General features: G+C 60.8%; 27 protein-coding genes, 1 pseudogene and 1 riboswitch. Of the genes and pseudogenes, 15 read left to right on the top strand and 13 right to left on the bottom strand.

Translation table 11 applies throughout. The features are described 5' to 3' along the window. Positions 1 to 157 precede the first annotated feature (157 nt). Both ACKUG4_RS26860 and ACKUG4_RS26855 read right to left on the bottom strand, forming a co-directional pair. Positions 158 to 1,840 (bottom strand): fatty acid--CoA ligase, encoded by a 1,683-nt coding sequence (locus ACKUG4_RS26860; RefSeq protein ID WP_445435183.1) that lies wholly within the window; start codon positions 1,838 to 1,840, stop codon positions 158 to 160. Positions 1,841 to 1,996: 156 nt separating this feature from the next. Next, positions 1,997 to 2,626: a LysE family translocator gene (locus tag ACKUG4_RS26855; RefSeq protein ID WP_064599339.1), complete on the bottom strand. Its 630-nt coding sequence runs from the start codon at positions 2,624 to 2,626 to the stop codon at positions 1,997 to 1,999. 91 nt (positions 2,627 to 2,717) lie between these two features. Here ACKUG4_RS26855 and ACKUG4_RS26850 point away from each other — a divergent pair, with 91 nt between their 5' ends. The 3 genes from ACKUG4_RS26850 (at position 2,718) to ACKUG4_RS26840 (ending at position 5,551) form a co-directional block, all read left to right on the top strand. Further along, a complete protein-coding gene (locus ACKUG4_RS26850) occupies positions 2,718 to 3,683 on the top strand; it encodes a 2-hydroxyacid dehydrogenase (protein ID WP_445435182.1) in 966 nt (321 codons plus the stop codon). A gap of 33 nt (positions 3,684 to 3,716) precedes the next feature. Next, complete coding sequence (locus ACKUG4_RS26845; RefSeq protein ID WP_064599344.1) at positions 3,717 to 4,715, top strand: methyltransferase; 999 nt, start codon at positions 3,717 to 3,719, stop codon at positions 4,713 to 4,715. Between the two features lie 39 nt (positions 4,716 to 4,754). After that, positions 4,755 to 4,879: riboswitch (yybP-ykoY riboswitch) on the top strand. Between the two features lie 87 nt (positions 4,880 to 4,966). After that, complete coding sequence (locus ACKUG4_RS26840) at positions 4,967 to 5,551, top strand: TMEM165/GDT1 family protein (RefSeq protein WP_007956837.1); 585 nt, start codon at positions 4,967 to 4,969, stop codon at positions 5,549 to 5,551. A 44-nt stretch (positions 5,552 to 5,595) separates the two neighbouring features. Here the strand turns inward: ACKUG4_RS26840 and ACKUG4_RS26835 are convergent, their stop codons facing one another. After that, complete coding sequence (locus tag ACKUG4_RS26835) at positions 5,596 to 6,414, bottom strand: M48 family metallopeptidase (RefSeq protein ID WP_039766290.1); 819 nt, start codon at positions 6,412 to 6,414, stop codon at positions 5,596 to 5,598. Between the two features lie 262 nt (positions 6,415 to 6,676). Here ACKUG4_RS26835 and ACKUG4_RS26830 point away from each other — a divergent pair. Both ACKUG4_RS26830 and ACKUG4_RS26825 read left to right on the top strand, forming a co-directional pair. Beyond that, a pseudogene (locus ACKUG4_RS26830) lies at positions 6,677 to 7,960 on the top strand (methyl-accepting chemotaxis protein); the annotation flags it as partial. A 15-nt stretch (positions 7,961 to 7,975) separates the two neighbouring features. Then, entirely contained in the window at positions 7,976 to 8,818 is an 843-nt protein-coding gene (locus tag ACKUG4_RS26825; RefSeq protein WP_371850996.1) for a methyl-accepting chemotaxis protein, read from the top strand. A gap of 241 nt (positions 8,819 to 9,059) precedes the next feature. Here the strand turns inward: ACKUG4_RS26825 and ACKUG4_RS26820 are convergent, their stop codons facing one another. The 3 genes from ACKUG4_RS26820 to ACKUG4_RS26810 are packed head-to-tail and all read right to left on the bottom strand — an operon-like array spanning position 9,060 to position 10,172. Beyond that, on the bottom strand, positions 9,060 to 9,683 hold the full coding sequence (locus tag ACKUG4_RS26820; protein WP_064599348.1) for an SOS response-associated peptidase: 624 nt from the start codon (positions 9,681 to 9,683) through the stop codon (positions 9,060 to 9,062). A 36-nt stretch (positions 9,684 to 9,719) separates the two neighbouring features. Continuing rightward, a complete protein-coding gene (locus tag ACKUG4_RS26815; protein WP_011335895.1) occupies positions 9,720 to 9,980 on the bottom strand; it encodes a putative signal transducing protein in 261 nt (86 codons plus the stop codon). A gap of 9 nt (positions 9,981 to 9,989) precedes the next feature. Continuing rightward, positions 9,990 to 10,172, bottom strand: coding sequence for a CPXCG motif-containing cysteine-rich protein (locus ACKUG4_RS26810; RefSeq protein WP_011335896.1), 183 nt, complete (start codon positions 10,170 to 10,172; stop codon positions 9,990 to 9,992). Between the two features lie 142 nt (positions 10,173 to 10,314). On the opposite strand from ACKUG4_RS26810, the gene ACKUG4_RS26805 reads away from it, so the two are divergent. Beyond that, entirely contained in the window at positions 10,315 to 11,478 is a 1,164-nt protein-coding gene (locus ACKUG4_RS26805; protein ID WP_178076209.1) for a 1-acyl-sn-glycerol-3-phosphate acyltransferase, read from the top strand. A gap of 49 nt (positions 11,479 to 11,527) precedes the next feature. Here the strand turns inward: ACKUG4_RS26805 and ACKUG4_RS26800 are convergent, their stop codons facing one another. Continuing rightward, complete coding sequence (locus ACKUG4_RS26800; protein WP_039766296.1) at positions 11,528 to 11,806, bottom strand: hypothetical protein; 279 nt, start codon at positions 11,804 to 11,806, stop codon at positions 11,528 to 11,530. A 193-nt stretch (positions 11,807 to 11,999) separates the two neighbouring features. Here ACKUG4_RS26800 and ACKUG4_RS26795 point away from each other — a divergent pair, with 193 nt between their 5' ends. Further along, complete coding sequence (locus tag ACKUG4_RS26795) at positions 12,000 to 12,206, top strand: hypothetical protein (protein WP_085613384.1); 207 nt, start codon at positions 12,000 to 12,002, stop codon at positions 12,204 to 12,206. A 56-nt stretch (positions 12,207 to 12,262) separates the two neighbouring features. Here ACKUG4_RS26795 and ACKUG4_RS26790 read toward each other — a convergent pair whose 3' ends face one another. Continuing rightward, positions 12,263 to 12,847: a YajG family lipoprotein gene (locus tag ACKUG4_RS26790; RefSeq protein WP_007951676.1), complete on the bottom strand. Its 585-nt coding sequence runs from the start codon at positions 12,845 to 12,847 to the stop codon at positions 12,263 to 12,265. Positions 12,848 to 13,037: 190 nt separating this feature from the next. Here ACKUG4_RS26790 and ACKUG4_RS26785 point away from each other — a divergent pair, with 190 nt between their 5' ends. Then, complete coding sequence (locus tag ACKUG4_RS26785; protein WP_445435181.1) at positions 13,038 to 13,271, top strand: hypothetical protein; 234 nt, start codon at positions 13,038 to 13,040, stop codon at positions 13,269 to 13,271. 700 nt (positions 13,272 to 13,971) lie between these two features. Beyond that, positions 13,972 to 15,480 (top strand): malate dehydrogenase (quinone), encoded by a 1,509-nt coding sequence (mqo, locus tag ACKUG4_RS26780; protein ID WP_236191041.1) that lies wholly within the window; start codon positions 13,972 to 13,974, stop codon positions 15,478 to 15,480. A gap of 74 nt (positions 15,481 to 15,554) precedes the next feature. Here mqo and ACKUG4_RS26775 read toward each other — a convergent pair whose 3' ends face one another. From ACKUG4_RS26775 to ACKUG4_RS26765, 3 genes are all read right to left on the bottom strand, one after another. Further along, complete coding sequence (locus tag ACKUG4_RS26775; RefSeq protein WP_064599356.1) at positions 15,555 to 15,842, bottom strand: PA4642 family protein; 288 nt, start codon at positions 15,840 to 15,842, stop codon at positions 15,555 to 15,557. A gap of 63 nt (positions 15,843 to 15,905) precedes the next feature. Next, positions 15,906 to 16,382 carry a hypothetical protein gene (locus ACKUG4_RS26770; RefSeq protein WP_445435180.1) on the bottom strand — a complete coding sequence of 159 codons (477 nt, stop codon included), beginning with the start codon at positions 16,380 to 16,382 and terminating at the stop codon, positions 15,906 to 15,908. A 115-nt stretch (positions 16,383 to 16,497) separates the two neighbouring features. Beyond that, positions 16,498 to 17,055: a hypoxanthine-guanine phosphoribosyltransferase gene (locus ACKUG4_RS26765; protein ID WP_007951681.1), complete on the bottom strand. Its 558-nt coding sequence runs from the start codon at positions 17,053 to 17,055 to the stop codon at positions 16,498 to 16,500. Positions 17,056 to 17,220: 165 nt separating this feature from the next. Here ACKUG4_RS26765 and upp point away from each other — a divergent pair, with 165 nt between their 5' ends. Beyond that, positions 17,221 to 17,859 (top strand): uracil phosphoribosyltransferase, encoded by a 639-nt coding sequence (upp, locus tag ACKUG4_RS26760; RefSeq protein ID WP_007951682.1) that lies wholly within the window; start codon positions 17,221 to 17,223, stop codon positions 17,857 to 17,859. Positions 17,860 to 17,861: 2 nt separating this feature from the next. Then, positions 17,862 to 19,136 (top strand): uracil-xanthine permease family protein, encoded by a 1,275-nt coding sequence (locus ACKUG4_RS26755; RefSeq protein ID WP_039766305.1) that lies wholly within the window; start codon positions 17,862 to 17,864, stop codon positions 19,134 to 19,136. Positions 19,137 to 19,246: 110 nt separating this feature from the next. Here ACKUG4_RS26755 and hemH read toward each other — a convergent pair whose 3' ends face one another. Both hemH and ACKUG4_RS26745 read right to left on the bottom strand, forming a co-directional pair. Beyond that, positions 19,247 to 20,272, bottom strand: coding sequence for a ferrochelatase (hemH, locus tag ACKUG4_RS26750; RefSeq protein ID WP_445435179.1), 1,026 nt, complete (start codon positions 20,270 to 20,272; stop codon positions 19,247 to 19,249). A 13-nt stretch (positions 20,273 to 20,285) separates the two neighbouring features. Continuing rightward, positions 20,286 to 21,188, bottom strand: a complete 903-nt coding sequence (locus ACKUG4_RS26745) for a TIGR01777 family oxidoreductase (RefSeq protein ID WP_445435178.1) — start codon at positions 21,186 to 21,188, stop codon at positions 20,286 to 20,288. Positions 21,189 to 21,385: 197 nt separating this feature from the next. Here ACKUG4_RS26745 and ACKUG4_RS26740 point away from each other — a divergent pair, with 197 nt between their 5' ends. From ACKUG4_RS26740 to ACKUG4_RS26725, 4 genes are all read left to right on the top strand, one after another. After that, positions 21,386 to 22,372, top strand: a complete 987-nt coding sequence (locus tag ACKUG4_RS26740; protein ID WP_039766309.1) for an NAD(P)/FAD-dependent oxidoreductase — start codon at positions 21,386 to 21,388, stop codon at positions 22,370 to 22,372. Further along, positions 22,369 to 22,584, top strand: a complete 216-nt coding sequence (locus ACKUG4_RS26735; RefSeq protein WP_039766311.1) for a TIGR02450 family Trp-rich protein — start codon at positions 22,369 to 22,371, stop codon at positions 22,582 to 22,584. Before ACKUG4_RS26740 ends, ACKUG4_RS26735 begins: the two co-directional genes overlap by 4 nt. A gap of 112 nt (positions 22,585 to 22,696) precedes the next feature. Continuing rightward, positions 22,697 to 23,659, top strand: coding sequence for a YbgA family protein (locus ACKUG4_RS26730; protein ID WP_039766312.1), 963 nt, complete (start codon positions 22,697 to 22,699; stop codon positions 23,657 to 23,659). Further along, entirely contained in the window at positions 23,659 to 24,600 is a 942-nt protein-coding gene (locus ACKUG4_RS26725) for a MerR family transcriptional regulator (protein ID WP_236191043.1), read from the top strand. The genes ACKUG4_RS26730 and ACKUG4_RS26725 overlap by 1 nt, the downstream gene beginning before the upstream one ends. Positions 24,601 to 24,603 lie beyond the last annotated feature (3 nt).

Here is a 24,603-nt window from a genome sequence, read left to right as displayed (position 1 = left end):
TCTAAAGTGTGATTTGCAGCTGCCGGCCACTCTGGAACAGTCCTTTCGCCAGTCCGACACATGTCGGCACGGCAAGGATGGCTGAAAATTCGAATTTCACAAGCCAAGCGCTTGCTTGGTGGGTCTGGCGCGCCGTTTTCGGCGCGCCAGCGGACGCTCAAAGCGTCGAGAGGAAGGTGCTGTTGTTGGCCTGCCATTCAGTGATGTCGAGGCGGATGCGCTTCTTGTCGAGTTTGCCGACACTGGTCTTGGGAATTTCAGTAACAAGGGCGATCTGACTTGGTATCGCCCACTTGCTCAAGTGCCCCAGTTCAACGAACGGCTTGAGGTGCTCCTTGAGCTCGCGTGCCCCGATGGCATGCCCTTCGCGGACCACCAGCAAGGCAAACGGACGCTCGCCCCACTGCGGATCGGCGATGCCCACCACTGCTACTTCACGTACCGCGACGTGACGACTGATCAGGTCTTCGAGGTCCAGCGAGGAGATCCATTCGCCGCCGGTCTTGATCACGTCCTTGATCCGGTCGCGGATGTCGATCACACCCATGGCGTCGAGCGTCGCCACGTCGCCGGTGTGCAGCCAGCCGCCGGTCCACAGCTCGGCGCCCTTCTGCGGTTCGTTGAAATAGCCTTCGGTCAGCCACGGTGCGCGCAGCACCAGTTCGCCCTGGGTCTCGCCGTCGGCCGGGAGAAAATTGCCTTCGGTATCGACGATCGCCGCTTCGACCAATGGCCCCGGCACGCCGGCCTTGATCCGATAGGTGGTGCGCTCGTCTTCGGTGCCCGCCATCAACTCATCATTCAGATGCGCGCACGAAACCAGTGGCCCGGTTTCCGACATGCCGTAAGCAGCCGTCAGCTGAATGCCTTTGCTCTTGGCCGTTTCATACAGCGTGCGGTTCAGCGCACTGCCGCCGATGACGATTTTCCAGCCGCCGAAATCGGTGCCCTGCGCGCCCTTGGCATTGAGCACCATCTGCAGGATGGTCGGCACACAGTGGGAGAACGTGACCTTTTCCTTGCGCCACAACTCGACCAGGAATTCCGGGTCATAACGCCCCGGATAAACCTGCTTGAGCCCGAGCATGGTCGCCACATACGGCAGACCCCAGGCATGCACGTGGAACATCGGGGTGATCGGCATGTACACGTCGTTGGTGCCCAGCAGCCGGACGCTGTCGATGGCGCCCATGATGGTCGACACGCCCATGGTGTGCAGCACCAGTTGCCGATGGGTGAAGTACACGCCTTTCGGATTGCCGGTGGTGCCCGTGGTGTAAAACGTGGTGGCGACCGAGTTCTCGTCGAAATCCTGAAAGTCGTACTGCGGACTCGCGGCCGCCAGCAGTTGCTCGTACTCGCCGACCAGATTCGGCAGATCGGCGGTTTTTTCCGGCAGATCGGTCAGCAGCAGGGTTTTCTCCACCGTGGTCAGGTGTGGCGCAATAGCCTGGTACAGCCCGACGAACTCGCTGTTGACCAGCACGAAGCGGTCCTCGGCGTGGTTCATGGTGTAGAGGATCTGTTCCGGCGACAGGCGCACGTTAATGGTGTGGATCACCGCGCCGATCATCGGAATCGCAAACATGCACTCCAGGTAGCGATGGCTGTCCCAGTCCATCACCGCCACGGTGTCACCGGCCTTGACCCCGGCCGCCGTCAGTACGTTGGCCAGCCGCGCGACCCGCTCGATCAGGGTCGGGTAGCTGTAGCGCAGCTGGTCACGGTAGATGATCTCGCGGGTTTTCTCGTAACGGGCACCGGACATCAGCAGCCGTTTGATCAGCAGTGGATACTGGTACGCCCCTTCGGCGGGCGGAATGACGCGAGTCTGCAACATAAGAATCCCTTTTCTGACTGCACGGTGTTGGCTTTGGAGTTTCGTACTCTAGAACCGTTATACGTCAGCCAAATCAGCCAAAGGAATGATTTGCAGAGCCGTACAAATGCTAGCTTTGCGCCAGCATTTGCCGAAACAGATGACAGCCCAGAAGGATCAATGCATCTCGGTGAACGCGAGTTTCACGCCGATGGCGATCAGCACCGCGCCCATGGTGCGGTCGAACCAGTGGCCCATGCGGGCGAAACCGGCGCGCACGCGTTGCTGGCTGAACAACATGGCCACCAGGCAGAACCAGGTGGCGGTCGCAACGGCGAGATAAATGCCGTAACCGGCCTGGACTGTCAGCGGGGTGTGCGGGTTGATCACCACGGTGAACAGCGACAGGAAGAACAGCGTGGCTTTCGGGTTCAGGCCGTTGGTCACGAAACCCGAAGTGAACGCGCCACGGGCGGTGCGCTCGCCGGCCTCTTTGTGCAGATCATCGCTCACGGTTTTCGCCGGTTGCGCGCGCAGGGCCTTGAAGCCGATGTACAGCAGGTACGCGGCGGCTGCCCATTTCAAGGCGTTGAACAGCACGATCGATTGAGAAACGATCAGGCCGATCCCCAGCAGCGAATAACCCACGTGCAGGAAAATCGCCGTGCCCACGCCCAACGCGGTCCAGGTCCCGGCGCGTCGACCATGGGTCACGCTTTCGCGCACCACCACGGCGAAATCAGGACCGGGGCTGGCAACGGCCAACAGGTGGATCAGGGCAACGGTCAAGAATTCGGTCCAGTACATGGGGGCTCCTTTCGGCCAAGCGTAACGAGTTGTTTCATCTGGTAGGCTCGGCAGATTACGCCTTCCCTTCAAAGCACGACAGGTACAGTTGATGACGAACGCCCACCGCGCCGTATTCCTCGATCACCCTTCGCTGGATCTTGGCGATCTCGATCTGAGCCCTTTGCGTGACTGCTTCAGCGATCTGCAACTGTTCGCCCAGACGCTGCCTGCGCAAGTGAGCGAACGCCTGCAAGGGGCGACCGTGGCGATCAGCAACAAGGTCCTGATCGACTCCGCCGCCATGGCCGCCAACCCACAGTTGAAGCTGATCCTGATCACCGCCACCGGCACCAACAACGTCGATCTGGCCGCCGCCCGCGCCCACGGCATCACCGTGTGCAACTGTCAGGGTTACGGCACGCCGTCGGTGGCGCAGCACACGATCATGCTGCTGCTCAACCTCGCCACGCGCCTGGCCGATTATCAAAAAGCCGTCGGCGAAGGCCGCTGGCAGCAGGCGAAACAGTTCTGCCTGCTGGATTACCCGATCGTCGAGCTGGAAGGCAAAACCCTCGGCCTGCTTGGACACGGCGAACTCGGCGGCGCGGTCGCGCGTCTGGCCGAAGCCTTCGGCATGCGCGTGTTGCTGGGGCAGATTCCGGGGCGACCGGCCCGTCCGGATCGTCTGCCGCTGGAAGAATTACTGCCGCAGATCGACGCCCTCACCCTGCACTGCCCGCTCAACGAACACACTCGGCACTTCATCGGCGCCCGCGAACTCGCTTCGATGAAACCCGGCGCTTTCGTGGTCAACACCGCCCGTGGTGGACTGATCGATGAACAGGCCCTGGCCGATGCCCTGCGCAGCGGTCATCTGGGCGGCGCGGCCACCGATGTGCTGAGCGTCGAGCCGCCGACCCAAGGCAATCCGCTGCTGGCAGCCGACATCCCGCGCCTGATCGTTACCCCGCACAACGCCTGGGGCAGCCGCGAAGCGCGGCAGCGAATCGTCGGCCAACTGGTGGAAAACACCCAGGCGTTCTACAGCGGTAAGGCGCTGCGGGTCGTCAGTTGATAAACTGCGGCACTTTTTTTCACAGGAGCAGTTATGGATCCGCGCAGTGAAGTACTGCTTCGTCAGGCCGAGTTATTCCAGGGTTCAGTGTTGCTGGCCGGTTTGCCTGCCGATGATCTTTTGGGGCGCCTGCCCGAGGCGTTTGGCTGGTGCTGGCACGCCGGCGACCAGGCTGCACTCGATGCGCGCTTCGAAGGGCGCAGCCATTTTGGCGTGAACGTGCCGGAGCGCTCGTTCGACACGGCGGTGGTGTTCCTGCCCAAGGCCAAGGACCTGACCGATTACATCCTCAATGCCGTAGCTTCACGCCTGGCCGGGCGCGAGGTGTATCTGGTCGGGGAAAAACGCAGCGGTATCGAAGGCGCCTCCAAACAGCTCAACCCGTTCGGCAAGCCGCGCAAGCTCGACAGCGCGCGCCATTGCCAATTGTGGCAAGTGACGGTGGCCAACGCTCCCGAAGCCAAACCGCTGGAAAGCCTGGCGCAGACCTACGAACTGCCGCTGGCCGAAGGTCCGTTGAAAGTCATCAGCCTGCCGGGGGTATTCAGCCACGGCCGACTGGATCGCGGCAGCGCCCTGCTGCTGGAACATCTGGACAAACTGCCGAGCGGCCATCTGCTGGACTTCGGTTGCGGCGCCGGCGTGCTGGGTGCGGCGGTCAAGCGTCGTTACCCGCACAATCAGGTCACCTTGCTCGACGTTGATGCCTTCGCTGCCGCCAGCAGCCGTTTGACACTGGCGGCCAACGGTCTGGAAGCCGAAGTGCTGACCGGTGACGGCATCGATGCCGCGCCGATGGGTTTGAACGCGATCCTGAGCAACCCGCCGTTCCATGTCGGTGTGCATACCGACTATTTCGCTACCGAAAACTTGCTACGAAAAGCGGCCAAACATCTAAAAAACGGCGGCGAACTTCGCTTGGTTGCCAACAGCTTCCTGAAATATCAACCGCTGATCGAAGAGCATCTCGGGGTGTGTGCGATCAAGGCCGAAGGCAATGGATTCCGGATTTACCGGGCCAAGCGCGGCTGAAAATTTGTTCTTGCTCTATCGGATTCGCGAAGGCAGAATCCGCTCCGTCCTAGGGGAGTAGTCTCCCACGAGCGCCAAGCTCGTCCGGCATACGTCAACATACTTGATCCTCAGATCATGGCGTATGCGACCCAAGCGTCCGCAGCAGACGGATCGCAGGGTTTGACAAGACCTATGACACGCACACCTTACCCGGGGCGGGAAGGCTGTACGTGTCATAGCCGTGTCGACCCGCCCCTTAGGAAATCCTGATGCTGGACTCGTTACTCGTTCCCACCGCAATCGTTGCCTTGGCCGAAATCGGCGACAAGACGCAACTGCTCGCGCTGATTCTCGCCGCTCGCTTCCGCAAACCCTGGCCGATCATCGCCGGTATCGTGGCTGCGACCCTGGCCAACCACGCGGCAGCGGGTGCGGTCGGCGCCTGGTTCGGCAGCTTCTTCTCCGATTCGGTCCTGCACTGGATTCTTGCCGCGAGCTTCGCCGCCACCGCCCTGTGGACGTTGGTGCCGGACAAGATGGATGACGATGAAGCCAGCACCGCCCGCAAGTTCGGGCCATTCCTGACCACGCTGATTGCGTTCTTTCTTGCGGAAATCGGTGACAAGACCCAGATCGCCACGGTGATGCTGGCGGCGCAATACCCGGAGCTGTGGCTGGTGATCATCGGCACCACGGCGGGCATGCTGATCGCGAACGTGCCGGTGGTACTGGCGGGTAATTTTGCGGCAGAGAAACTGCCACTGACCCTGATCCGTCGACTGGCGGCCTCGGCGTTCCTGATCCTGGCGATTGTCGCGGTGTACAAGGCGATGCAGAGCAGCGGCTGGGTTTGATCCGGCAGATCGCTCCCGCACCGAGTGCGGGAGCGATCATGGCTTCAGGACTTGGGCGCTTTCTCGTAAAGCGGCATGACCTTCGGAATCGCCGCCTGCAAGGCAGCCGTGCGGCTGCTGGAAGACGGGTGAGTGCTCATGAACTCCGGCGGCGCGCCTTCAGAGGCCTTGCTCATCTTGTCCCACAAAGTGATGGCGGCGTTCGGGTTGTACCCGGCACGCGCGGCGAGTTCCAGACCGATCAGGTCAGCCTCGTTTTCGTTGGCGCGGCTGTTGGGCAGCGTCATGCCGTAGTTGGCCACGGTGTCGGCCAGCGCCAGGCTGTCCTGACCCAGGCCGAGCAACGCACCGGCGCCCTGCTTGGCCATTTCGATGCCATAGGCCTTGGACATCGCTTCCCGACCGTGCTCGCGCAAGGCGTGGGCGATTTCATGGCCCATGACTGCGGCGATTTCATCGTCGGTAAGTTTCAGGCTGTCGATCAGCCCGGTGTAGAAAATGATCTTGCCGCCAGGCCCGCAGTTGGCGTTGAGCTCGTCGCTCTTGATCAGGTTGACTTCCCATTTCCACTGCGCCGCGTCCGGGCGGAAGTTCGGTGCCTGGGCAATCAAGCGGTTGGCAATCGCCTGAACACGCTTGGCATCGTTGCTGGTCTTGTCCAGCACGCCTTTGCTGGACGCTTCGCCCACGGTCTTCTGATAGGACTGGGCATACATCTGGTCGACCTCTTGCGAGGACAGCATGCTGAACATGTACTGCTTGCGTTCCACGCCCACGGCACCGCCGCTGGTGGTGTTGACCGACTGACAACCGGCCAGCAACAGCGCTGCGCTCAGTGCACTTACAACCAATGTCTTGTTCATTCAAAAGCTCCCTGAAAACCTGTCGCGTATCCTAGGCGGGTAATTGTATCGGCGCCAGATACAACGGACGTGATGCATCCACTTTCGCAAGACCCGCCCGCCCCTGTAGGAAAAGATTCACATCCGCCGCCAATCCCTCTGCCACAGCGTCGCGCACTGATCCATTTGCGACATCCGCCCTCAATTGATCCCTCGTCACCTCATGGCGCAATAGTGGCTGCCGATACAGGAGCGCAGACGTCCTCTCGCGCGCGGAGCTCCCATGAAGTTCAAGTCGATCCAGTTTTCCGTGGCCGCCCTGGCCGGCGCCATCGTACTCAGCGTGGTCGCCGCGCTGGTGCTGTATGCGCTGTTCTCCGGTGCCCGCACCCAGGAAATGGTCCAGCAACGGACCCAGGCCCAGTTCGAACAAGTCATCGAACAGCGCCTGACCTCGCTGGCGCAGACCCAGGTCAGCCAGATCCAGCGCGAACTGGAAGCGCCGCTGTTGATAGCCGGCGGACTGGTACGGGTCAACGCCCTGCTCGGCACGCCGGGCGCCGATGGTCAGCCGCGACTGACCGTCAACCGTGAGCAACTGATCAGCCTGATCAAGGAAAACGTCGAGAAGAATCCGAAGATTCTCGGCACTTACATCGGCTGGGAAAAAAACGCACTGGACCATAATGACGCGGCCTACGTCGGCACTCAGGTTGTCGGCATCGACCCTGGCAACGGTCGTTTCCTGCCGTGGTGGTTCCGCAACGACGACGGCACCCTGGGCCTGGACAAACTGGTGGACGTCGACGACCAGAAAGTCCTGTCCACCGGCGTGCGCGCCAGCGAGTACTACCTGTGCTCGAAAGAAACCAAAAAGCCCTGCGTGATCGATCCGGCCCCGTACAAGGTCGGCGACAAGATCGTCATGCTCGCCTCCTTTATCGAACCGATCATGCTCAACGGCGCCTTCCAGGGCATCGTCGGCGCCGACCTGTCGGTGAACTTCATCCAGGAAATGCTCCTGAGCGCCAACCAGAAACTGTACAGCGGCGCCGGGCAAATGGCCCTGATCGGCGGCAACGGCCGGATCGTCGCCTACACCAAGGACCCAAGCAAATTCGGCGAGAAGGTCAGCGACATCCTCGACGTCCAGCAGATTGCCAACATGGCCAATCTCAAGCGCGGCGAAGTGACGTACACCGTCAATAAAGAGCAAGGCCGGATCGAGTTGTACCTGCCATTCGGCATCGGCCAGACCGACGCACGCTGGACGCTGATGCTGCAACTGCCGCTCGACGCGGTGATGGCCGATCTGCAAAAGCTCCAAGGCGACCTCGACGCCCAGCGCAAATCCGACACCTTCGGCATGGCCATGGTCGGTCTGATCATTGCCGGTCTTGGTTTGCTGGTGATCTGGCTGGTGGGCCACGGCATCGCCCGTCCGCTCAAACAGATGGTGACCATGCTCGATGACATCGCCCAGGGCGAAGGCGACCTGACCCGTCGCCTGACCAGTGATCGCAACGACGAACTCGGTTCAATCGCCAAAGGCTTCAATACCTTCCTCGCCAAATTGCAGGGGATGATCACGCAGGTGGTGTCGTCGGTACAGAGCGTCAGTGATTCCTCGGAGCACACGGCGGACATCGCGATCCGCACCAATATCGGCATTCAAAAGCAGATGGCCGAGATTGATCAGGTCGCCACCGCCGTGCAGGAAATGACCGCCACCGCCCAAGACGTGGCGCGTAACGCGACCCAGGCAGCACAAGCGGCCAGCCACGCCGATCAGGCAGCCAGTCAGGGCATGCAGATCGTGCGCGACACCTCCAACTCGATTGGCGTACTGGCCGTGGAAATCGGCAAGGCCGTGGACGTGGTGCAGACCCTGGCCAAGGACAGCGAAAACATCAACGCGATCCTCATCGCCATTCGCGGGATCGCCGAGCAGACCAACCTGCTGGCCCTCAACGCGGCGATTGAAGCGGCCCGCGCGGGTGAACAGGGACGCGGATTTGCGGTGGTGGCCGATGAAGTGCGCAACCTGGCGCAGAAAACCCAGAAGGCCACCGAAGAAATCCAGAGCATGATCCAGCAACTGCAACAGGGCACACGCGATGTGGTGCGGGTCATGGAGGACAGCCAGAACCGCACCGACGAAAGTGTGCAGCACGCGGCGAAGGCAGCCGAAGCACTGGAAACGATTACTCAGGCGGTTTCGGTGATCAACGACATGAACACCCAGATCGCCAGCGCTGCCGAGGAACAGAGCGCGGTGGCCGACGATATCAACCGCAATGTGATCAATATCGGTCAGGTGGCGAACGAAGTGGCGGGTGGTGCGGATGAGTCGAGTTCGGCGAGTGCCGATCTGACCAAACTGGCGGAGCAGCAGCGGCGGTTGATCAACCAGTTCAAGGTCTGACGTCGAAGGCTAAAAGTCAAAAGCCAAAAGCTCCCTCACCCTAACCCTCTCCCGGAGGGAGAGGGGACTGATTGGGGGATATTTCAAAATGACACCGACCTGAAAGATATTCGCTGAATCCATAATCAACTCGGTGTATCAAGTCGCTGGATCGCTCAAGACACCTCGGTCGGCTCCCTCTCCCACCGGGAGAGGGCTGGGCGGGCGGCGTTCCGATGAGGGGGCTTTTGATCTGGATGCATCAGGCCGGGGTCAGGCATTCCGGGCCATTGAGCTTCGGATCATTGACCAGATTCGCCAGCACCCGCTCGCGCAAGGCCGCGGGTTCGCTGGCGAGCAGGCCTTGCAGGACATGCAGCGGCGTTTCGGGATCGAGCCACGCCGCCTGCCCCGCCTCATCGAGTATCAAAGGACGGCGCTGACTGGCCGCCGGCTGGGTGATCACCGCCGTGCTCAGCCACACCTGTTCCTGCACCGGATACGCCTCCCAGATCGCCGCAAAAAACAGCGAAGCCCCCTCTCCCGGTGTCAGCCAGTACGGCCGTTTGCGCACGTTGCCGCGCCATTCGTAAAACCCGTTGGCCGGCAGCAGACAACGACGCAAGCGCAGGGCTTCACGGAACATCGGCTGTTCGGCGACGGTTTCGGCCCGAGCGTGGGCCGGGGTGCGCGACAGGTCGGTCAGCCACGGCGGTGTCAGCCCCCAACGGGCACGGGCCAGCGTGCGCTGGCCGTCGGGTTCGGCGCGCAGCATCAACACCGAATCGTTGGGGGAAATGTTCCACTGCGCCTGCTGATCGGCAGGAAAACCTGGCAGGGACGCGAAATCGCGGTTCCAGCGAAACAGGGCATAACGTCCACACATGGGGCAGCACGACTCACAAATAAAACGAACGCCAGCCTAACAGACCAGCGTCCCGGGATAGCTGTCCGGTTCATCGCCGGGCAGCGGCAGCGCGGCATTGTACGCACTGATCAGCTCACGGGCGTATTCGGCCTGGTCGTTATCGACCGACAGGCCCAGCAGTCCAAAGATCGGCAACTCGCCCGTGCCGCCCAGCAGATCGCGCCCGACCAGATGCGCCTCGATGCCCTCGCTGGCGAGCATGCCCTTGAGCATCTCGCCTTCCATCAGGTTTTCCGGCTCGTAGATTCGCTGCATGGCCGTGCCTCACTCGTTTTCGCTGAAGACTTCCAGAAACCAGTCCTCTCCATGGACCTGCAACACAAAGGTGATCGGCCGACAACACACCTGACAGTCTTCAATATAGGTCTGGTCGCCAGCGGAGAGATCCACGGTCGTCTCGACCTCTTCACCACAATACGGACATTCATATACTGCGCTTTCCAGCATCGCGGTCTCCCGGGTGACTTGTGCGTATAATCGCCGGTCTATTTGCAGGGCTATTTTTGTCTGGCTACTTTTTCAGACCGTGCCCCGTTGGTTTTCGATCAAAACCTTTACTTACCCTAGCCGTTTCCAACAAGAGAGCATGATGGGCGAATTCGATGCCATCCGACCTTACGACGACAGCGAAGTACCTGCGGTACTGGCGCGACTGCTCGGCGACAAGGCGTTTCTAGATATCCTCACCCACTTCCGCTTCCCGCGTTTTGCCGGTGCCTTCGGCTGGATGCTCAAACCACTTATAGCCCATCGGCTGCGTCGTGAGTTTGCCGACGTAACCTCCGTGGCCACGTTGCAGGACAAGGTCGAGTTCTACGTCGACCACACCATCGAGCGCGCCACCGACGGCGTGACCTACACCGGTGTCGAGCAATTCAAGTCCGGCAGCGCTTATCTGTTCATCGCCAACCACCGCGACATCGTGATGGACCCGGCCTTCGTCAACTACGCCGTGTACCACGCCGGCCTGCCGACCCCGCGCATCGCGATTGGCGACAACCTGCTGCAAAAGCCGTTCGTCAGCGACCTGATGCGCTTGAACAAGAGCTTTATCGTGCACCGTTCGATCACCGGGCGCCGCGAGAAAATGGCCGCCTATCAACTGCTGTCGGCATACATCAACCACTCGATCCGCAACGACTGCGCCTCGATCTGGATCGCCCAGGCCGAGGGCCGGGCCAAGGACGGCGATGACCGTACCGAGTCGGCGATTCTCAAGATGTTCCACATGAGTCGCAAGGACGAGCCGTTCGGCGAAGTCATTCAGTCGCTGAACCTGACCCCGGTGTCGATCAGCTACGAATACGACCCGTGCGATCAGGCCAAGGCCCGCGAGCTGTACATCCGCGCCACCACCGGCACCTACAGCAAGGCGCCGGGCGAGGATGACGTCAGCATCGCCAAGGGCATCACCGGCTACAAGGGCCGGGTGCACGTGAACTTCGCCGCGCCGATCACCGAGCTGTACGAGGACACCAAGCAATTGGCGGTCGAGATGGACAAGCAGATTCTCGGCGGCTACCGGTTGTTCCCGGTGCATTACCTGGCATACGCGCAGTGGGCTGATGCCGATCCGCAGTTGAACGTACCGAAGGCTGCCGAAGTGTTCGGTGCCGAGGAACTGGCCAAGGCCCAGGAAGAATGGCAGAACCGTCTGGACGCCTGCCCCGAGGAGCATCGTCCGTATCTGGTGCTGCAATATGCGACGCCGGTGCGCAATCAGTACCGGGTCAAGGCTGGCCTGCCGCTGTAAGCGGTTTTGGCCGGATACAAGAACGGCGCCTTCGGGCGCCGTTCTTCGTTCAGAAGCGGGTACTGATCCACGACACCAGCAGCGCCAGGCCCAGGCAGGCAAAACCGAAGCGGTAGAAGAAGCGGTTCATGCGCAGGGTCGCCCAATCGAGTACCGGCTCCCGATCGGGTTGGTTCTGGCGCTGGGCTGCGATACTGGCCATGGCCCGTTGTTCACGGCGACGGGTCGCGTGCAGCAGCCAACTGCCGGGAAAGGCCAACAGCAGGGCGAGCAGATTGATCAGTTTGGCGGGATGGGCGGTAAACAGCGTCATCAAGTGCAGCGACATCACAGACCTCAATCTAAACCGGTATGGCGAGCGCCAGACCGACGACCGCGGCGCGGATTCTACCGGAACCCTCCCCGCCAACCCCAATCTTTACGACAAATAACCCCACAATCGACCGATGGCTGTCCTGTGTCACGGCATCGTCATTTGTTTCAGTCACCCTGCGCGCCTCGAAACCGACACGGAACGCGACATGCTTCACGCTGAAAACCAGGATCGCCTGTACCTCATCTCTCCGTCCGACGAGCAGCAAGCCCTCGTCGGCAGCCTGGCCTTCAATGTTCAGGACCGTCACTGGCTGGTGTATTGCGCCCTCGGCGGGCACCAGCATGCAGACTTGCCCGAGACCGATCTGCTGACCGGCGTCAGCGTCCTCGACTTCTATTCACAAGCCGCCTGAACGAAAAAGCCCGGAGCCATCACTGGCCCCGGGCTTTTTTCGCAGCAACCGAATACTTACTCGGCGAGGACCTGACCCACGGTCGGATCCTTGAACAGACGGGTCAGCGCATCGCTCAGCACATCGCTGACCAGTTTGGTGTTGGTTTCCTGATTCGGTGCCATGCCGAAACGCTGATCCAGCGAGGCACCGTAACGGCCGCTGTAGCGACGGTTGGCGTTCTGCACGTCGGAGCGGAAGGTCGCACCGATGGTGGCTTCGGTCACGTACATGCCTTCTTTGGGCGACTGGTACTTCAGTTCGGCCAAAGTCACGGTCAACTGCGGTGCATTGGGCGCGTTGTTGGTCGGGGTGAACCCGAGCAGACGCACGGCGGCTTCAGCCTGGGCCTGCAGCTTCGGCAGGATCTGCTCGCGCTGCACGGTGATGGCGCTGGTTTCCGGGTACAGGCCGCCACGGGTGCCGAGGGTTGGCGACGGACGACCGTCGACCACGCGAACCACGACAGGCTGGCCATGGCCGACCGGTGCCAGCTGAGTGGTCAGCTTCGGTTCCGGGCTCAGTTGTTGCGGGCTGTGGGCGCAGCCAACCAGGGTCAAACTGGTCACAGTGATCAAACCGAACAACAGGCGTTGCAACATGCTCTTCTCTCCAGAATCAGGCACAGACAGGCCGGCAGTATAGCGGTGGGCCACTGTGGGTCACCAGCACTGAAATCTCTGACAAAACCGGCTGCCAGCGGTTCCTGTCACACATTCGTCACCCCCCATACACGTGCGCGTCACGGCCCTTTGCCAATCTTCCTCACAGATCCCTAAAAGGAGCACTGCCATGCGCTATCTGATCTCGTTGTTCTCCCCACGCCCACTGCACCGCAGCTTCGCCCTGCTCGACCGCAACGGGCATTGCCAGGCCTTCAAGCAATGCAGCCTGCAACCGATGGGTGATGGCTGGGTGGAAATCGAGGAAATCCGTCTCAACTGGCTGCACCAGCCACTGCCCGCCAGCGCCCGGGTCGAACAGCAGCGCCCACGCGCACGGGCTCAGGCGATGTTGAGCATCTGACCGGATGCCTAATAAAAGTCATTAAACTCGACCAACTCCGCGCATTTCTTCGATACAATCTCCCCCCGATTATAAGGACGTCTCCTGATCGGGCCCCGCAACAGCGTCAATGCGCTTGCATTGGCATCCAAATCGCCCACAGAGAGCCGCCCACACAGATCGAGTGAAGCTGGCGTGCTTGCTGTTTCCCTGGCAAATCCCGCTTTTCGCGAATCTGCAGAGCTGTCATGACGCTCGGCCACTGAGTTGTTTGCCCCTCCGGGCACGGTGCCAGCCCCGGACAGCCCTTTTTGAGGTTCACGTCTTCAAAAGAGCGTGAAAAAAACGGGTTTTCACAACTTCACAAGAGTGTGGCGAGCAAATGAATAGTTTTGCGTCTGAACATGCACCATTAGCGTCTGAAACAGCCCAACGACACAGGAACGGGAACGCCTCGACTACCGGAGCCTGAAGCCTGTCCGCTACGGATTTGGTTGCACAAACGGATGTCTCGACCATAAGTCGAATTGCCAGCCCCGTGCCGAAATGAGTTCATGGGACTCTTGAAGCCAGGCCGCACGCATCCGTCGAAGTTGCGAAAAATTGCGAAGATTCGGACATGGCACACCTGACCAAGGATACCCGGGGCCTCACTGACCTGCCCTGGACGCCTGGCAGCCATGCCGACAATTTGGTGCTGCAGATTTTGGAGACGCGTTAAATGGCGCATAACGAAGCAGTCGACGTAGTTCTGGTTGGGGCCGGCATCATGAGTGCCACCCTCGCAGTACTGCTCAAGGAACTCGACCCGGCGATCAAGCTGGAAGTCGTCGAGCTGATGGATTCCGGTGCCGCGGAGAGTTCCAACCCATGGAACAACGCCGGTACCGGCCACGCCGGCCTGTGCGAGCTGAACTACACGCCGCAGGCTGCCGACGGCACCGTCGACATCAAGAAGGCCGTGCACATCAACACCCAGTTCGAGGTGTCGAAGCAGTTCTGGTCGTACCTGACCAAGAAAGGCACGTTCGGCTCGTGCAAATCCTTCATCAGCCCGGTGCCGCACCTGAGTTACGTCGAGGGTGAGAAAGGCGTGTCGTTCCTCAAGGAACGTTTCAATACGCTGCGCAAGCACCACGCCTTCGCCGACATGGAATACACCGAAGACAAGGCGAAGATGACCGAGTGGATGCCGCTGATGATGCCGGGGCGTCCGAAAGACCAGGTGCTCGCCGCCACCCGCGTGATCAACGGCACCGACGTCAACTTCGGCGCCCTGACCAATCAGTTGCTCAAGCACCTGACCAGCGCACCCGATGCCCAGGTCAAGTACTGCAAGCGCGTGACCGGCCTCAAGCGTAATGGCAACGGCTGGACCGTCAGCATCAAGGACGTCAACAGCGGCAGCAGCCGTGAAGTCGACGCCAAGTTCGTGTTCCTCGGCGCCGGTGGCGCGGCCCTGCCGCTGCTGCAGGCTTCGGGCATCGAAGAAAGCAAAGGCTTCGGCGGCTTCCCGATCAGCGGCCAGTGGCTGCGTTGCGACAACCCGGAAGTGGTCAAGCATCACCAGGCCAAGGTTTACAGCCAGGCCGCCGTGGGTTCGCCACCGATGTCCGTGCCGCACCTGGACACCCGCGTGGTCGACGGCAAGAAATCCCTGCTGTTCGGGCCATACGCCGGCTTCACCACCAAGTTCCTCAAGCACGGCTCCTTCATGGACCTGCCGCTGTCGGTTCGCGCCGGCAACATCGGGCCGATGCTGGCCGTGGCGAAAAACAACATGGACCTGACCAAGTACCTGGTCAGCGAAGTGATGCAGTCGATGGAACAGCGCCTGGAATCCCTGCGCCGTTTCTACCCCGAGGCGAAAGCCGAAGACTGGCGCCTGGAAGTGGCCGGCCAACGGGTGCAGATCATCAAGAAAGACCCGAAAAAGGGCGGCATCCTGCAGTTCGGTACCGAACTGGTGGCCGCGAAGGACGGCTCCCTCGCCGCCCTGCTCGGTGCTTCGCCGGGTGCTTCGGTGACCGTCTCGATCATGCTGGAACTGATCGAGAAGTGCTTCCCGGCCAAGGCCAAGGGTGAATGGGCTGCCAAACTGGCGGAAATCTTCCCGGCCCGTGAAAAGGTCCTGGAAACTGACGCGGCGCTGTATCGCAAGATCAACACGCAGAACAACATTGCGCTTGAACTGGTGGAAGAAAGCAGCGAGACCCCAAGCTTCGCTTGATATTGCGACATAAAAAACGCCCCGCACTCAGTGAGTGCGGGGCGTTTTTTTATGCCTTGGGAAAGCCGCGGATATCAGACGCGGGCTTTCTCGATCAGCTCGATGTATTCCGCAGCGTTGCGTTGATCGCGGATCTGGTCGATGAAGGTCTTGCCGTGCTCGTCCTTGCCATCGACGTCATAACCGGCTTCGACGAAGAACGTCAGGAAACGCTCGAAATCGTCGATGCGCAGGCCACGGTAGGCCTTGACCAGTTTGTGCAGCGACGGCGAGGTGGCGTCGACCGGCTCAAAATCGAGGAACAGCTTGATCTGCTCATCGCCGATCTCGTCACCAATCACTTGCTTCTTATCTTTACGCATTGCCGACTCCAGCTCGCAGACATTTCACGGGGCGGGCAGTTTACCCCTGCGCAGGCATAAGGCTCAACGCGAGCGCGTGCTGCCGGTGTGCAAATCGGCCCAGATGTGGCCGTTGGTGTAACTGAGAAATTGCACGTAGACCGTATCGTTGCGCAACAGATCGATTACCACCCGGTACTGGGCCAGCGGGTAGTAGAGCGTCAGGGTCTTGCTCTTGTCGTCATACACCGGTTTTTTCAGGCTTTTGCTTTCGCCATCAAAGTTGACCAGCACCTGATTGATCGTTGCGCCCTTGTTCAGGGACTTGCCTTTGAGGCGGATCATCAACGAAGAGGTGACCGGAATCGGCTGCTGATTGGACTGGCGCTGAGCGCCGACCACCACGGAATAGTCGGTGACCTGCAACAGTTGCTGCTCGGGCTCGGCATCACGCAGGGTCAGGTCGTCCGGCGGCAGGAATTGACTGTGCATCGGGGCGGCGGCCAGGGGCAGGCTGAGGGTCAGCACCAGGGCGGCGCAGCTGCGGATCAAGAGGCTCATGACAGGCTCCGTGGGACGGGGCCGAGCACTCTAGCATGGGTGTACACAAGTGGATCAGCACACCGAAAACAACTGTGGGAGCGGGCTTGCTCCCACATTGAGATCCGGGCGCGGCTTACATGCCTTTGACGGCGAAGATCCCGTTGGCGTTGCGCCAGTAGCCTTTGTAGTCCATGCCGTAGCCGAAGATGTAACGGTCGATGCACGGCAGACCGACGAAATCGGCTTTCAGGTCAGGACGGGCCTTGCGGTCGTGGTCCTTGTCGATCAGCACGGCGGTGTGCACTTTGCGCGCGCCGGCGTGACGGCAGAAGTCGATGATCGCGCCCAGGGTGTGACCTTCGTCGAGAATGTCATCGATGATCAGCACATCACGGTCGATGAACGAGACTTCCGGCTTGGCTTTCCAGAACAGGTCGCCGCCGCTGGTTTCGTTGCGATAGCGGGTGGCGTGCAAGTAGGACGCTTCCAGCGGAAACTGCAGATGGGTCAGCAGTTTGCCGGAGAAGATCAGGCCGCCGTTCATCACGCAGAACACCACCGGGTTGCTGTCGGCCAGTTGTTCGTTGATTTGTGCACCGACGCGGGCAATGGCAGCCTCGACTTCAGCTTCGGTGTACAGGCAGTCAGCCTCTCGCATGATTTGACGGATATGCTCGAGATCAGCGGACATGGCGCTCTCCAAGGGGGGTCTGTTTCGGAAAAGCGAGCAAAGGTACGCATCCCGCACGGCCGAATCAAGCATTTGTGGACTAACGTACTGTATGTCCTATAGGACATCACCGTCGGATAGATTAATCTAGGCCGGTTTTTTTGCCCGCCGCCGGAGCCTTTCCCCATGTCCATCCAAGAGATCCGCCATCCGCTGATCCGTCACAAACTTGGCCTTATGCGCCGTGCAGACATCAGCACCAAGAATTTCCGCGAACTCGCGCAGGAAGTCGGTGCCCTGTTGACCTATGAAGCGACCAAAGACCTGCCGCTGGAAACCTACGATATCGAAGGTTGGTGCGGCACCGTGTCGGTCGAGAAAATCGCCGGCAAGAAGATTACCGTCGTGCCGATCCTGCGTGCCGGCATCGGCATGCTCGAAGGCGTGTTGAGCCTGATCCCGGGCGCAAAAGTCAGTGCCGTGGGCGTTGCCCGTAACGAAGAAACCCTGCAGGCCCACACCTACCTGGAAAAACTGGTTCCGGAAATCGACGAACGCCTGGCGATGATCATCGACCCGATGCTCGCCACCGGCAGCTCCATGGTCGCAACCATCGACCTGCTGAAGAAAGCCGGTTGCAAGGACATCCGCGCGATGGTGCTGGTTGCCGCGCCGGAAGGCATTGCCGCTGTCGAGAAAGCTCACCCGGACGTGATCATCTACACCGCGTCCATCGATCAGAAACTCAACGAGCACGGTTACATCATTCCTGGGCTTGGCGATGCCGGTGACAAGATCTTCGGCACCAAGCAGAAGGACGCGTAAGCATGCAGCAAGAGTTCAACGATCCGCTCTGGCGCACGGTGCTGTCCGGCGCACAGATGCTGTTCGTGGCTTTCGGCGCCCTGGTGCTGATGCCACTGATCACGGGCCTTGACCCGAACGTGGCACTGTTTACCGCAGGTCTGGGAACGATCCTGTTCCAGATCGTCACCGGACGTCAGGTGCCGGTATTCCTGGCGTCGAGCTTCGCCTTCATTACCCCGATCATTCTCGCCAAGGGCCAGTTCGGCCTCGCTGCGACCATGGGCGGCGTGATGGCGGCCGGTTTCGTTTACACCTTCCTCGGCCTGGCCGTGAAGATCAAAGGCACCGGGTTCATTGACCGTTTGCTGCCGCCGGTGGTGATCGGCCCTGTGATCATTTCCATCGGTCTGGCCATGGCGCCGATTGCCGCGAACATGGCGATGGGCAAGGCCGGCGACGGTTCGGAACTGATCCATTACCAGACCGCCATGATGATCTCGATGCCGGCGCTGCTGACCACATTGATCGTGGCGGTGTTCGGCAAGGGCATCTTCCGTCTGGTGCCGATCATTTCCGGCGTGCTGGTGGGTTTTGCCCTGTCCTTCTACTTCGGCGTAGTCGACACCGCGAAAATTGCCGCGGCACCGTGGTTCGCCCTGCCGGCCTTCACCGCACCGGAGTTCAACTGGCAGGCAATCCTGTTCATCGTCCCGGTAGCTTTGGCCCCGGCCATCGAACACATCGGCGGCGTGATTGCCGTCGGCAGCGTGACGGGTCGCGACTACCTGAAGAAGCCGGGCCTGCATCGCACCCTGCTCGGTGACGGGATCGCCACCACTGCAGCCGGCCTGTTCGGCGGCCCGCCCAACACCACCTACGCCGAAGTTACTGGCGCGGTGATGCTGACCAAGAACTACAACCCGAAAATCATGACCTGGGCGGCGATCTTCGCCATCAGCCTGGCGTTCATCGGCAAGTTCGGCGCCCTGCTGCAAAGCATTCCGGTGCCGGTGATGGGCGGGATTCTGTGTCTGCTGTTCGGTTCGATCGCGGCAGTGGGGATGAACACCCTGATCCGTCACAAGATCGACCTGGGCGAAGCGCGCAATCTGGTGATCGTTTCGGTAACCCTGGTGTTCGGTATCGGCGGTGTGCTGGTCGGCACCGGCACAGGTCCGGACGACTTCGGCCTCAAAGGCATCGCGCTGTGCGCGGTGGTGGCGATTGCGCTGAACCTGCTGCTGCCGGGCAATGACGGCTGGAAGCAGAAAAAGGCGGATGAGCCGCTGATCTAAACTTTTAGATCTTCATCGCCTGACAGTCAGCCTTCGCGAGCAAGCCCGCTCCCACATTGAAATGCAATCAAATGTGGGAGCGGGCTTGCTCGCGAAGCTTTTGGCTCTTACTAGAGGGCCAGTGGCGCCCGTTCACAAAGTGTTGCCAACGCCTTCGCCCATTGCGGGTCGTCATTCAGGCACGGCACCAGCACCAACTCCTCGCCCCCTGCCTCACAAAACTGTTCCTTGCCGCGATCGCCGATCTCTTCCAGGGTCTCGATGCAATCGGCGACGAACGCCGGGCACATCACCAGAATCTTCTTCACGCCGCTTTTGGCCAGTTCATCCAGCCGCGCTTCGGTATAGGGCTCGATCCATTTCGCCCGGCCCAGCCGCGACTGAAACGACACCGACCACTTGCCGTCCGGCAGCCCCATGCGCTCAGCGAACAACGCCGCTGTGCGCAGACATTGGGCGCGATAACAGGTGGCCAATACGGCAGCCGAGGCGTTCTTGCAGCAATCTTCATTTTTGAAGCAATGATCGCCGGTCGGGTCGAGCTTGGTCAGGTGCCGCTCAGGCAAACCATGGAAGCTCAGCAACAGGTGATCGTAATCCTGCTGCAAATGCGGTTTGGCGCTGGCCACCAGGGCGTCGAGATATTCCGGCTGATCGTAGAACGGCTGCAACACCGACAGTTGCACATCGAGTTTTTTCTCGCGCACCACCCGCTTGGCTTCTTCGATCACGGTGGTCGTGGTGCTGTCGGCAAACTGTGGATAAAGCGGCGCGAGGGTGATGCGTTTGTGTCCCGCCGCGACCAGTTTCAGCAGATTTGTCTCGATGGACGGCTCACCGTAACGCATGGCCAGCTCCACCGGGCCGTGGGTCCACTGCGCCTTCATCTGCTGTTGCAGGCGACGACTGAGTACCACCAGCGGCGACCCTTCGTCCCACCAGATCGAGGCGTAGGCATGGGCCGACTGCTCCGGACGCTTGATCAGAATCAGCGACACCAGCAGACGCCGCACCGGCCACGGCAGGTCGATCACGTAAGGATCCATCAGGAATTGATTGAGATAGCGGCGCACGTCGGCCACCGAAGTGGAGGCCGGCGAACCCAGGTTGACCAGAAGCAAGGCGTGATCGGTCATGCAACGTCCTATTTCAGAGGCGGCTGGAAAGATCGTCCAGGGCCGCGCGTAAATCCGTGAACCGGAAAGTGAATCCCGCTTCCAGCAAGCGTTTGGGCGTGGCCCGTTGGCCACCCAGCAACAGCAATGACATCTCGCCGAGCCCGACCTTCAAGGCGAGGGCCGGCATCGGCATGAACGCCGGGCGGTGCAACACGCTGCCCAGGGTCTTGGCGAATTCGCGATTGCGCACAGGTTTCGGCGCGCACGCATTATAAGGACCGCTCGCCTGATCGCGGTGCAGAAGAAAATCAATCAGGGCGATTTGGTCATCGATATGAATCCACGGCATCCACTGCCGACCGTTGCCCAAAGGCCCGCCCAGCCCGAGCTTGAACGGCAGCAGCAGGCGCGACAAAAAGCCGCCCTCGGCCGACAGCACCAGCCCGGTGCGCACCAGCACCACGCGAATGTCCATCGCTTCGGCGCGTTGCGCGGTTTCCTCCCAGGCGATGCATAACTGACTGGCGAAATCGTCAATCACCGGTGGCGAGTCCTCAGTCAACTCGCGCTCGCCGCCGTCACCGTACCAACCCACGGCCGAGCCCGAGATCAGCAGCGACGGTTTCTGCCCGCGATGTTCCAGCCACGCCAGCAACGCTTCGGTCAGCGTAATCCGACTGCTCCACAACAACGCCTTGCGCCGATGGGTCCACGGCCGGTCGGCAATCGGCGCGCCGGCCAGGTTGACGATCACGTCGACCGGTTCGTCGCCAAGGTCCTCCAGACGCGCAATGCCACGCACCTGGGCGCCACAGATGTTCGCGACTTTTTCCGGACGACGACTCCAGACCGTCAGGCGATGCCCCTGCCCGGACCAGTGCCGGCAAAGCTGACGTCCGATCAATCCAGTACCGCCGGTCAGCAATATGTGCATGACTTCTTCCTCGCGTGGCGTTTTACCCCGATCACTAGTCTATTTTTATAAACAGGGATCTTTTCTATCGGGCAGGCTCTATTGTTTAACCATAGGCCAAGCTGTCAGAACAAGAACGCTGGAAGTTATACCAAAAAACATAATTGTACAGGTTTCATCCACGGCGTAGTCTGTACAGAAAGGTAAACGAGGCCCCTATGACTGTACCTATCGCAATCATTGGCACCGGCATCGCCGGACTCTCCGCCGCCCAGGCGCTGACAGATGCCGGGCATACCGTTCAGTTGTTCGATAAAAGTCGCGGCAGCGGCGGGCGCATGTCGAGCAAGCGCAGCGATGCCGGTTCGCTGGACATGGGCGCGCAATACTTCACGGCCCGTGATCGGCGCTTCGTGACCGAAGTCCAGCGCTGGCAAAGCAAAGGCTGGGTCGCCGAATGGGCACCGCAGCTCTACACCTTTCATGGCGGGCAGTTGAACCTGTCGCCGGACGAACAGACCCGCTGGGTCGGCACGCCGCGCATGAGCGCCATCACCCGGGGCCTGCTCGATGGCCTGGAAGTGCATTTCGCCTGCCGGATCACCGAGGTCTATCGCGGCGAAGAACACTGGCACCTGCAAGATGCCGAAGGTTTCACCCACGGGCCGTTCAGCCACGTGGTAGTCGCCACACCGGCGCCTCAGGCTACTGCCCTGCTGGCCTCCGCACCGAAACTCGCCGGTGCCGCCGCCGGCGTGAAAATGGACCCGACCTGGGCCGTCGCCCTCGCCTTCGATACACCGCTGGATACGCCAATCGAAGGCTGCTTCGTCCAGGACAGCGCCCTCGACTGGCTGGCCCGCAACCGCAGCAAACCGGGACGCGACACCACGTGCGACACCTGGGTCCTGCACGCCACCAGTGCCTGGAGCCGGCAGCACATCGATCTGCCCAAGGAAGCGGTGATCGAACAATTGCACGGTGCCTTCGCCGAGTTGTTGCACAGCGCCATGCCGGCCCCGACCTTCAGCCTCGCCCACCGCTGGCTCTATGCCCGGCCGGCCAGCAGTCATGAATGGGGCACCCTGGCCGACGCCGATCTGGGCCTGTATGCCTGTGGCGACTGGTGCCTGTCGGGTCGGGTCGAAGGGGCATGGCTCAGTGGCCAGGAGGCGGCAAGACGCTTGCACGAACACCTGCAGTGAATCGCATCAACCCGCGCAAATTGCTGCTGTCGAAATGGACAGCAGCCCACCCGCAAAATCGTGAAAAGCATTTTCTGGTGACCGAACTGTTCCGCGACGAGGACGGCACGGTGCTGGAAATCGAACTGCAGGCGGTGCTGACCCGGCGTACCGAGCAATGCGACTGGCATGCCCTGCAGGATGATTCACGCTGGAAAATGGGCTGGCGCTAAAAACCTCAAAAAAACTTATACAAACAGTTTGACTTGTACACCTATAAATCTATGCTGAAAGCATGGTGTACAAATCTATTTGTCTGTACAGGTTCAGATTCGAGGTTGCTGCATGTCCGACTCATCGACGTCCCTACCGAAAATCGCCATCAGCGCCTGCCTGATGGGCGCCGAAGTGCGCTACAACGGCGGGCACAAGGAATCGCGGCTGTGCAGCCGCACCCTGGCCGAGCATTTCGAATTCGTTCCCGTCTGTCCTGAGGTAGCGATTGGCCTGGGGATTCCCCGCGAGCCAATTCGTCTGGTGGGCGATCCGCAAAAGCCTGATGCAGTCGGCACCGTCAATCCGTCGATCAACGTCACCCAGCCATTGGCCGCCTACGGCGAGAAAATGGCCGGGGAGCTCAATGACATCTGCGGCTACATCTTCATGCAGCAATCGCCGTCCTGCGGACTTGAGCGAGTCAAGGTCTACCACGCCAACGGCGCACCGGTGAATGGTGGTGGGCGTGGCATTTACGCCGAGGCGTTCTGTGCACAGCATCCGGATCTGCCGGTGGAAGAAGCCGGGCGCCTCAACGATCCTGTGCTGCGGGAGAATTTCATCACCCGCGTGCTCGCCTACCGCGAATGGCAACAAGTGCTCAAGCAGGGCCTGAGCCGCCGCGTGCTCACCGAATTCCACTCGCGCTACAAATACCTGCTGATGGCGCACAACCCGGTGCAATACAAGGCGCTGGGCAATCTGCTGGGCAACATGGGCCAGACCGACCCGGCCGAGCTGGGCCCGCGCTATTTCAGCGAGCTGATGGCGGCGCTGAAAAAATGCGCCACGCGCCGTACCCACAGCAATGTCCTGCAGCACATCAGCGGCTACCTGAAACAGGCGATCAGCCCCGAAGACAAGCAGGAAGTGCAGCACATCATCGGCCAGTACCGGCACGGCATCGTACCGCTGGTGGTGCCGTTGACCCTGCTCAAGCATCACTTTCGCCTCCACCCGGATCCCTACATTGCGCAGCAGGTTTACCTGCAACCGCATCCGGAAAACCTCAGCCTGCGAAACGCCATTTGATGAATGACTCACTCGACACCAGCGCCCGGGAAGACCTCGGCGCCGACTTCAAGAAAGCCCTCGACGAGGGCTGGCTGCCGATCCGCGAAGTCGCCCGTCAGACCGGCGTGAACGCCGTCACCCTGCGCGCCTGGGAACGGCGCTATGGGCTGATCGTTCCGCAGCGCACGCCCAAGGGCCATCGCTTGTACAACGCCGAGCATGTGCAACGTATCCAGAACATCCTTACCTGGCTCAACCGTGGCGTAGCGGTCAGCCAGGTCAAACCGCTGCTCGACACCGCGCAGACGTTCAACGAACCAGCGCAGGACGAATGGCATCCACTGCGCCAGGCCGCCCTGATGGCGGTCACCCACCTGAACGAGCGCAGCCTCGACGACGGCATCAACCAGGCGATGGCGCTGTATCCGCCACGCACTCTGTGCGAGCAATTGCTGCTGCCGCTACTAAGCGATCTTGAACAGCGCTGGCAGGGCCAGTTCGGCGCGCAGATGGAGCGGGTGTTCTTTTATGCCTGGTTGCGCAGCAAATTCGGCGCACGCATCTACCATAACAATCGTCAGTTGCGCACCGCGCCGCTGCTGCTGATCAACCAGTCGGACCTGCCACTGGAGCCGCATCTGTGGCTCTGCGCCTGGCTGATCAGCAGCGCCGATTGCCCGGTGCAGGTATTCGATTGGCCGCTGCCGGCCGGCGAACTGGCGTTGGCAACCGATACCCTGCAAGCCCGTGGCGTACTGCTGTATTCCAGCAAAGCCCTGAACCTGGCGCAGCTACCGAAACTGTTCAACGGTGTCAGCTGCCCGAAACTGATTGTCGGACCCACGGTGTGTATTCACCACGCCGAGTTGTCCGCAAAGACTTCCGAACTCGCTGATCTGTTCCTGGCCGAAGACCCCCTTTCGGCACATCGGGCACTCATTGAGCGTGGGTTGATTTAATGA

Origin of the sequence: Candidatus Pseudomonas auctus, assembly GCF_048654275.1 — a bacterium.
GTDB classification, from domain to species: domain Bacteria; phylum Pseudomonadota; class Gammaproteobacteria; order Pseudomonadales; family Pseudomonadaceae; genus Aquipseudomonas; species Aquipseudomonas pharyngis.
This window is presented reverse-complemented; position numbering and strand designations above follow the sequence as displayed.